This is a genomic window from Acinetobacter sp. HA, from assembly GCF_000264725.1.
In the GTDB taxonomy this organism is placed as follows: domain Bacteria; phylum Pseudomonadota; class Gammaproteobacteria; order Pseudomonadales; family Moraxellaceae; genus Acinetobacter; species Acinetobacter schindleri.
Genome location: NZ_AJXD01000097.1, coordinates 116,054 through 125,639 on the forward strand (window position 1 = coordinate 116,054; position 9,586 = coordinate 125,639).

7 protein-coding genes, 2 pseudogenes and 1 riboswitch are annotated in these 9,586 nt (G+C 42.6%); of the genes and pseudogenes, 4 read left to right on the forward strand and 5 right to left on the reverse strand.

What is annotated here, in order from left to right; all coding sequences use genetic code 11:
• Window positions 1-37: 37 nt before the first annotated feature.
• The 3 genes and pseudogenes from HADU_RS14155 (at window position 38) to HADU_RS14165 (ending at window position 2,753) form a co-directional block, all read left to right on the forward strand.
• A pseudogene (locus HADU_RS14155) lies at window positions 38-927 on the forward strand (sulfite exporter TauE/SafE family protein).
• Window positions 928-1,054: 127 nt separating this feature from the next.
• Window positions 1,055-2,166, forward strand: a pseudogene (locus tag HADU_RS14160) (3-deoxy-7-phosphoheptulonate synthase).
• A 62-nt stretch (window positions 2,167-2,228) separates the two neighbouring features.
• Entirely contained in the window at window positions 2,229-2,753 is a 525-nt protein-coding gene (locus HADU_RS14165; protein WP_004809577.1) for a protein tyrosine phosphatase family protein, read from the forward strand.
• On the opposite strand, the gene ispF is transcribed toward HADU_RS14165, so the two are convergent.
• Window positions 2,741-3,229: a 2-C-methyl-D-erythritol 2,4-cyclodiphosphate synthase gene (gene ispF / locus HADU_RS14170; RefSeq protein WP_004895085.1), complete on the reverse strand. Its 489-nt coding sequence runs from the start codon at window positions 3,227-3,229 to the stop codon at window positions 2,741-2,743. The genes HADU_RS14165 and ispF overlap by 13 nt on opposite strands.
• Before the next feature lie 99 nt (window positions 3,230-3,328).
• Between ispF and HADU_RS14175 the strand changes: the two genes are divergently transcribed.
• On the forward strand, window positions 3,329-3,988 hold the full coding sequence (locus tag HADU_RS14175) for a hypothetical protein (RefSeq protein ID WP_004809580.1): 660 nt from the start codon (window positions 3,329-3,331) through the stop codon (window positions 3,986-3,988).
• Between the two features lie 47 nt (window positions 3,989-4,035).
• Here the strand turns inward: HADU_RS14175 and HADU_RS14180 are convergent, their stop codons facing one another.
• The 4 genes from HADU_RS14180 to prmB all read right to left on the reverse strand — a co-directional run bounded on the left by HADU_RS14180 (window position 4,036) and on the right by prmB (window position 9,175).
• The gene (locus HADU_RS14180; protein WP_008307426.1) at window positions 4,036-5,283 is read right to left on the reverse strand and encodes a D-amino acid dehydrogenase; all 1,248 of its coding nucleotides are present in this window, start codon (window positions 5,281-5,283) and stop codon (window positions 4,036-4,038) included.
• A 131-nt stretch (window positions 5,284-5,414) separates the two neighbouring features.
• Window positions 5,415-5,502, reverse strand: a riboswitch (glycine riboswitch).
• Window positions 5,503-5,743: 241 nt separating this feature from the next.
• Window positions 5,744-6,652, reverse strand: a complete 909-nt coding sequence (locus tag HADU_RS14185) for an AEC family transporter (RefSeq protein WP_008307428.1) — start codon at window positions 6,650-6,652, stop codon at window positions 5,744-5,746.
• 405 nt (window positions 6,653-7,057) lie between these two features.
• Window positions 7,058-8,152 carry a chorismate synthase gene (gene aroC / locus HADU_RS14190; protein WP_008307429.1) on the reverse strand — a complete coding sequence of 365 codons (1,095 nt, stop codon included), beginning with the start codon at window positions 8,150-8,152 and terminating at the stop codon, window positions 7,058-7,060.
• A gap of 12 nt (window positions 8,153-8,164) precedes the next feature.
• Window positions 8,165-9,175, reverse strand: coding sequence for a 50S ribosomal protein L3 N(5)-glutamine methyltransferase (gene prmB, locus HADU_RS14195; RefSeq protein ID WP_008307431.1), 1,011 nt, complete (start codon window positions 9,173-9,175; stop codon window positions 8,165-8,167).
• Between the last annotated feature and the right edge of the window lie 411 nt (window positions 9,176-9,586).

Genomic DNA, 9,586 nt, shown 5'->3' on the forward strand with positions numbered 1-9,586 from the left:
ATAAGATATGCTCGTTTTTTAATATTGGCATATATAGATGTTTGGTCCGATTGAGTTTATTTTAGCAGGTGTGTTAGTTGGTTTCTGTGTAGGGATTACTGGTGTCGGCGGTGGTTCACTGATGACCCCTATTTTAATCAGCCTATTCCGGATTGAACCGCACATTGCAATCGGTACTGACCTTCTATATGCTGCAATCTCTAAATTCTGCGGTTCTTTTGTCCATGCAAAAAAATGAATATTATCTGGCCCATTGTGATCTGGCTGGCAATCGGCAGTATTCCTGCCTCATTTGCAACCCATTGGGTACTTGAGAACTATCTCAGTCAATCTACCCACTATAAAGCAGTACTCACCATGGTACTCGGTTTTATGCTAACGCTGACCGGTATTTCTATTGTATTCCGCGCTTCAATTGAGAAGTTCTTTAATAAATACCGTAAACAAGAACTGCCAGATATGACCCAGGATCTGGAAAAGGTCGATTTTAAATCTGGCAAAAAACGCGCCCTGATTATCATCATGGGAATCGTGCTTGGTGTTTTTGTGACCTTGTCTTCAGTGGGTGCAGGGGCATTCGGTATTATGGCATTGATTCTAATGTTCCCGAATTTGCCGATGATTCGTATTATCGGTTCTGACGTGGTGCATGCCGTACTTCTAACTTTAGTCGCAGGCTTGGGCCATATGAGCGCAGGTAATGTAGACTTTGCTTTGTTAGGCTGGTTACTGGTGGGTTCTATTCCTGCAATCGTGATCGGCACATTGATCAGTTCACGTATGCCTGAGAAAATTATCCGTAAAATTCTGGGTGTTACCCTGTTCTGTCTGGGTGTGAACTTTATGCTCAATCCAGTCAAATCCAAACCTGCCCAACCAGCTCAACCCGAGTTGGTCACCGAAGCAGAAAAATCTCAGGCCGTTTAAACTAAACCTCAGATTCATCACTTTTTTTTCAAAGATTTATTCATCTTTTTTATAACAAAGTGACGCATCATTCATGTTATATTCGGGATATTAAACAACCTTTTGTATGATCGAACCAGTGACGGCAATGAATACACTACAGTCAAATCCTATTTCACAATCAGATATTGATGATGTGAATATCCAAAGCATGATTCCTCTTGTAACTCCAGCACAATTAAAGACTGAGTTGCCTTTGACTGAGAATGCTTATCAAACCGTACTGAAAGGTCGTGAAACGATTCGCAATATTCTGGATGGCAACGATAAACGTCTTTTTGTCGTGATTGGTCCATGTTCAATTCATGACCCCGAAGCTGCCAAAGAATATGCTGAGCGCCTGAAAGTGCTGAGCGAAAAAGTAAAAGACAGCCTGTATCTGGTAATGCGTGTGTATTTTGAAAAACCACGTACTACCATTGGCTGGAAAGGTCTGATCAATGACCCGGACATGAATGACTCGTTCAATATTGAAAAAGGTCTACGCATTGGCCGTAAGCTTTTACTTGAGCTGAATGAAAAAGGTCTGCCATGTGCAACCGAAGCACTTGATCCAAACTCACCACAGTATTATCAGGATTTAATTTCATGGTCAGCGATTGGTGCACGTACTACCGAAAGCCAGACTCACCGTGAAATGTCATCTGGCCTGTCTTCACCAGTAGGTTTCAAAAACGGTACTGATGGCGGCCTGACTGTTGCAACCAATGCCATGCAATCCGTGAAACACGGTCATAGCTTCCTCGGTCTGAACGATCAAGGTCAGGTTGCAGTCATTCGTACTTCTGGTAACCCATATGCTCATGTGGTACTTCGTGGTGGCAATGGCAAACCGAACTATGATGCAGGTTCTGTTGCAGAAGCTGAGACTGCTTTGGCAAAAAGCGAAAGTTAGTACCAAAAGCGAAAGTTAGTACCAAAATCATGATTGACACCAGTCATGCAAACTCAAATAAAGACCCGTACTTACAACCATTAGTGCTAAAAAACATCACTGAACAAATTATTGATGGAAATAAATCAATTGTTGGTATTATGGTAGAAAGTCATCTTAAAGGTGGTCGTCAGGATATCCCGGCTAACCTTTGTGATCTGGAATACGGCAAATCAGTGACTGATGGCTGTATCGACTGGGAAACGACTGAAAAGGCATTACTTGATATGCATGAGGCGTTAAAGGACGTTTTACCAAATCGCTAAGCGATTGATCAAAGCGCCATCGTAAGATGGCGTTTGCATTTCTACATAAGGAAAATGATCTGATGAATGAAATTGAAACTGCACTCTGTCAAATTAATAATTTTCAATTCATCCATGAGCACCTGTTTACTTCAGGCCAGCCAACAGCAGAACAGCTTAAGCTAATAAAGGAATACGGGATCTCGACCGTTATCAATGTAGCTTTGAGCGATGCAGAGCCTCACCTGGACCATGAAGATAAAATCTGTCTGGAGCTTGGTCTCAACTATATCCAGCTGCCAATTTCCTGGGAAATGCCATCCGATGATCAATGCTTGCTAGTGCTGGACATGATTGATCATCTAGTCAAGCAACAAGCCGTTTGGGTACATTGCAACCAGAACTTCCATGTCAGCAGCCTGATGTATTTATATCGCCAATACTATATGGATATGGATCTACCGACGGCGCAAGCAAGTCTGCATCAGGTTTGGGAACCGAATGACACCTGGACGGGTCTATTGCATGCTGTTGCCTTACAGCTACAAGGCCGTAAAGCAACTGAAGAACTTAAACTGGCAATGATTAATCCTGATCACTTTGCATGAGCGATCAGGACCGTCGCCATAGACAGAATGCCTTCCTGACGCCCGGTAAAGCCCAGCTTTTCTGTTGTCGTCGCCTTAACGCTAATCTGGGTTACATCTACTTCTAGTACATCTGCAATGCTTTGACGCATTTCCAGATTATGCTTTGCCAGTTTTGGACGTTCACAGGCCACAGTAATATCTGCATTATTCAATACATAACCACGATCCAAGATTAGCTGATACACGTGCTTCAACAATACACGACTGTCAGCACCTTTAAAGTTAGGATCCGTATCTGGAAAATGCTGACCGATATCTCCCAGCGCCAATGCACCTAATAAAGCATCACATAATGCATGTAATACAACGTCACCATCCGAGTGTGCTTTGAGGCCATGGGTATGTGGGATTTTCACGCCTGCCAGTGTGACAAAATCACCTTCTTCGAATGCATGCACATCCAGCCCCTGACCAATTCGAATTTGTGCAACCACTGTTTTCATCCTTAGAAATAACCAATTGAAATCTTGTACACTTCGTTTCTATTTCGCTATAGTTAGACCAAGCGTAACACAGTGAAAGTATAAGCGATCATGCTGCTGAAAACTGATATAAAAATGATGAAACTTCTGGGTCTCATGCTGGGTTTGAGCACTTTGGCAACAGGTGCTGCAGCATCCGTACGTCCGCTAGAATGTTCAGATAGCTCACAAGCCAGTAAAGCAACTTCGACGCTGTGTTCCGTGCCTCTGGCTGAATTTAGAAAAAATCTGGCGAGCCAGTATCTCACGGCCTACCTGATTACTGATGCACCTTTAAGTATTATTCAGGATACGCATCAATTATGGCTAAACCGCTTACAACAGTGCAAAACACTAGATTGTTATAAACAGCAGTTTGATGTGCGTCTAGATGATCTGAATATCTTTATTTCTTTGAATCAAAGCCTGACCCAGCATTATTTAAAATTTGAACAGGGCCAGATTGCCAAACAGCCAGTACACCTGAAAATCCATCAGCTCAGTAAAGACCGCATCAAGATCGAAGGTATTGCCTATCGCAGTCCTAAAAACCGTATAGATACTCAAACTATCCCTTTTTTAGCTTATACCACTCCTGAAGCTAAAACTGAAATCACTGATAACGAAAACGACTGTAAGTATGAATTCCACTATACCAAGGCCCTTCTTTCGGTAAAAACCCAGCAGAAAGGCTGTGAACGCTTTAGCGGTGTCTATCGCCTATATGACTAAAACTCATTCAATTAAGAAAAGATCATCCGAGGATGATCTTTTTTGTTTTAAGCTACAGGATAGGTTTGAGCCACCTGCTGGCTGATCATTGCTGCTGTCGCAGCAGAGAGCGTCCAGCCTAAATGTCCATGTCCGGTATTATAAAACACCCGCTTGTGTTTTCCTTGACGCACGACTGGCATCATATTCGGCATCATTGGCCTTAATCCGGTCCAGGGAATCACATATTCAGTGGAAATATCAAAATTACGATGCGTCCAGTCAATTAAAGGCTGAATCCGGTCAGCACGAATGTCGCGGTTATAACCATTAAACTCTGCCGTACCTGCAATACGCAGTCGGTCTTTACCCAATCGGGAGAGCACAATTTTAGCGCTTTCATCCAGCAGGCTGACCCACGGCGCATTTTGCTGACTTTGTTCATCGTTAAGCTGTACGGTAATTGAATATCCCTTCACCGGATAGACATTGACCCGGTCACCCAACAGATAAGACAGTTGATAACTACCCACACCGGCACAGACCACGATGGCATCAGCTTTCAGTTCCAGTCGTTCTTGCGGATTGGTATTGGAATTTTCACTGCTCGGCATATAACTGATCCGGATATAATCATCCTTCTGCTCTATTGCCTGTACATTCTGACCAAACAGGAAAAGTACACCTTTGTCTGCACAAGCCTTGGCCAGACCTGTAGTAAATTTATGAATATCCCCGGTAGCATCGCTACGGCTAAAGAAGCCGGCATAATAATCACCGGTTAAAGTGGGTTCAATCTGTTTAATTTCTTCATTGGAAATCGCATTGCGTTCCAGCCCGCCACTGCAAAGCAGATCATTGACCTTCATCGCGACCTTATAATCCTGCTCGGTATGATAAAAATGCAAGATTCCCCTTTTTTCCAGATCAAACTCAATCTGTTCTGTTTCAGCAATTTCAAATAAACGTTTACGGGCCAATAACGCCATTTTTACCGTTTCCCGGGTATTGGTTTCGTAATGACGAATATTCCCCATAAATTCCATTAGCCAGCTGTATTTATGCATACTAAAAGACGGGTTGAGCAGTAATGGGGCAGTTTTTTGCGACATCCATTTCAGGCCTTTCAGTACCGTTGCTTTTTGGTTCCAGACTTCTGCATTACAGGCGGAAAGTTGCCCGCCATTGGCATACGAGGTTTCCATGGCAGGGTAAAGATGCTGGTCGACTACAGTGACCTGATACCCTAATAAAGCCAGTTCATAAGCAGTGGTTACGCCGGTAATCCCGGCGCCAATGACAATTACATGACGCATAGACATCTCCTTTTTTATTATGATGTCTGCCCCATCTGTCATTTTTACCTGAGAGCTTTGATTTCAGTATTGGAGATCAATACCTTAACCTTCCCCTTCGGTGAGTGATTCAACACTTCTCTCCAGAGTTTTGCATTATTACAGTCCTTCTGCCTGAGAGTTTCCGGGGTCGTTGCTCCTTCGGCGAATGCGGGTGCATTTCTCTCCTGCAATAATGTGCATATGTATTGTTTTGCAATTTATATACCATGCTATAGCGCTTAATAAAAAATTACTGTGCAAAGTTGTAAAGACACAGTAATTAGCAAGGCTACGTTAGCCTCGCTTAGCTATAAAATGAAATCTAAATGAAGGTGCAGATATTTGATTAGATTTTTGAAACAGAATTATAAGTTAATTAAAAATTTTAATTTGCTTAGGCTATTTTAAGTAAAAAATTTCTCTATTGGATTCTTTCAACTCAGATGATAAAAGTTAAGAATAATGGCAAGGTTAATCCTGCAGCCAGGGTCTGCACACTAATAACTTTCGCCATGAGTTCACTGTCTCCACCCAGAACTTTGGTCAATACATATGAAGCAGAAGCGGTTGGTAATGCGAAAAACAATACCAGCACTTGAGTCGTCAGCGTGGAAATTCCCAGTATCTTGCATACCCCCAAGCCAAGCAATGGCATGCAGATCATACGCCCAGTTGTGTTCCAGACAATGCGCCATAAATCCAGATTAATTTGCCCAAACTTTAATGCTGCCCCGACACACATCAAACCTAAAGGCAAACTGCATGCTGCCATTTGTTTCAATAACTGGTTCATCCCCTGCCATATCCCCAATCCGGACAGATTATAAAGCCCACCCACCAGACAGCCTAAAATCAGTGGATTTTTCGCGAGGGATATGAAAATTTTTCCAAACTGCATATCAGCCGGTTTAGTAAATGCCAGCACAGAAACGGTATTTACGACTGGAATAAAGAACACCATAATGACGGCAAATACTGTCATCCCTGCCTGACCAAATAAGGTGCTGACCGCAGCAATACCAATATAGGTATTAAAGCGCAGTATGCTTTGTATATAGACCCCAAATCGGGCAAAGTTAATCCGGTATATCGCTTTTAGACTGTACAGCACTGCACAAACCAGTACAGTAATAATTGAAATAACCAGCACCACATCCTGAATAATATCTATCTGAATCTGAGCAGTAGCCAGATTCAGGAATAGCATGATTGGAAATAGTACATAGTAGTTTAGCTTTTCTGCCCCCCGCCAAAATCCGTCTTCTAACCATTTCCTTTGTTTTAATGCATAACCGAGGGTAATTAGGGCAATCAGTGGAAACAGGACGCTGAAGATAGTATGAAGCATTGAGCCACTCGTAACATGCAATTTTGTGGCAATCAAACCCAATTGCCTGTCAATTATTAAGGATACAACAACCGAAGAGTTTCAAGAGAAAAAGTATTAGAAAAATCAATGGATAATAAGTAAGAGAAAGTCTCTCATGCGTTTTAATGAATAATAAACCAATTAAGTCCAGCTTTCTTCTTTTGCAATATTTAACACCTCCTCTTTAAGCTTTTCCTAACTCATTAAAAATTTTTGAATCATTTTTTGGATGAGTTTTCGAATTTCATTTTTAATAAACCTAAACTTCTTAAAAGCATAGGAAAAATAAGTTTCTCTCCGCCTAAATCATCTATTGCCTTTGCAGATCATAAAAAAGTCAGACCGAAGTCTGACTTTTTGGATTCACTTCAGATCAGAAGCGAATTATTTCGGTTCAATTGGTGCAAACGGCGCAACAACATCGGCATTTTGTGCACGATGACGCATAAAGTGATCCATCAATACAATCGCCAGCATTGCTTCAGCAATTGGCGTCGCACGTACACCCACACAAGGATCATGACGGCCTTTGGTCAACACGTCAGTATCTTCACGATTGATGGTGATGGTTTTACCTGGAGTCGTGATTGAAGCGGTTGGTTTTAGTGCAATCGATACGCGAATGTCCTGACCGCTAGAAATCCCACCCAAAATACCGCCGGCATGATTTGCCAGGAAACCATCCGTCGTTAATTCATCACGCGTTTCATGACCAAACTGCTCAGCAACGCCAAAACCATCACCAATCTCAACACCTTTAACGGCGTTAATCGACATCATGGCATGGGCAATATCGGCATCCAGACGATCGAATACTGGCTCACCCCAGCCTACTGGGACTTTAGAGGCAATAATTTCAAGGCGCGCGCCACAACTGGTGCCTTGTTCACGCAACGACGTGACCAGTGCCTCAAAACGTGGAACGGCATCAACATCACCACAGAAGAACGGATTATTTGGAACTTCATTCCAGTCCAGTTTCTCGGCTTTTTCAGTGCCAATCTGGGTGACATGACCGCGGATTTCAATACCGAACTTCTCAAACAGGAATTTCTTGGCAATCGCACCCGCTGCCACCCGCATTGCAGTTTCACGTGCACTTGAACGGCCACCGCCACGATAATCACGGAAACCATACTTCTGGGTATAGGTATAGTCTGCATGACCCGGGCGGAAAGTCTGCGCAATATTGCCATAGTCTTTCGATTTCTGGTCAGTATTGCGGATTAAAAGACCGATTGAAGTGCCGGTGGTTTTACCCTCAAATACACCAGAAATAATTTCCACTTCATCCGGCTCTTTACGCTGCGTTGCAAATTTCGATGTACCCGGCTTGCGGCGGTCCAGATCCTGTTGCAAATCAACTTCAGACAGTTCAATTCCTGGTGGAACCCCATCAACGATCGCCATCAGGCCAACACCATGAGATTCACCACAAGTCGTTACACGGAAGAGTTGCCCTATACTATTACCTGCCATGTGAACGACTCCTTATGCATTAACAGATTGAATAAATAAATCGCGATATTGACGGCATTGGGCTGCAGTCAATGCGAAAATACCTGAACCACCACGCTGGAACTGCAACCAGTGGAAATCAACTTTATTGAAGTTTTGCTTCATTGCCCATTCAGAGTTACCGACTTCAATTACAATCAAACCATCTTCAGTCAGGTAATCAGCCGCTTGAGCCAGCATTTTACGTACCAAATCCAAACCATCCTGACCTGCAGCCAAAGCCATTTCAGGTTCGTAGTGGAATTCGTCTGGTAAATCTGCCATGTCTTCTGCATCCACATACGGTGGATTCGACACGATTAGATCATACTGATTTTCAGCAGGAATTTTTGCGAACAGGTCCGATTCAAGCAATGCCACTTGATACTGCTTGTTATGGTGTTCACAGTTGATCTGCGCTACTTCTAAAGCCTCTTTAGACAGATCGGTTGCATCCACTTCAGAATCTGGAAAAGCGTATGCCAATGCAATCGCAATACAGCCTGAACCGGTGCACATGTCCAGAATACGTTGTGGTGTTTTTGGATTCGGATTTTCTGGCAGGTTATTTACCGCTGCACCCATTTCACCATTTTCGCCCAGGCAATATGGTGCAAAACGGTTTTCAATCAGCTCAACGATTGGTGAACGTGGAATCAGTACACGCTCATCCACATAGAATGGCTTACCAAAGAAATAAGCCAGATTTAATAGATAAGATGTCGGCATTCTTTCATTGATACGACGTCCTAACAGATTCAAAAACTCTTCTTTTTCGCTTGGAAGCAGTTTTGAATCCAGAATTTCTGGATCAGCATTCCAGTCCAGAGAAAGGGTTTGTAAAACCAGTGCTGAACTTTCAGCAAAATAATCTTCTGTGCCTTGGCCCAAGTGCGCATCGTATTGACGTAATGCTGTAACACCAAAACGGATAAAATCACGAATGGTTGTTAGATTTTCAGCGGCTTCCTGCAAATGTTCAGGGCTAATAGTCGGTCGATCCACTTAAGGCGTCTCCAGAGGTCATATTTTAAAACGCCTTATGATACCTTGTTTCGCCTGCTTTTATAATGCTAAAACCATGAAAAATACGAAAACAGCACGACTCCACTCTGGCTGAATCCGGTTTTAGAAGCCTGTTATTTGATGATGAGAATGGTCGACAATAGATCGCTTTAATCCGCATTTGAATGCTTTAAAGTATGAGAGATAAATCGAACGTTTTATGAAGTAGGTGATAAATAATACTGACTCACCTATTCAGCGCTTCTGTCCAGTTTTAATAAATCTCAAATTCTCGCCATAATTTAAAAAGTATAACAAACTTCTCTGTACACGACAAATTTCACAGAACCCTTATCCTATCAGGGTTCTGCCTTCTTAAAATTGCCAAAATTTCCTTAAACTCTTCTTTTT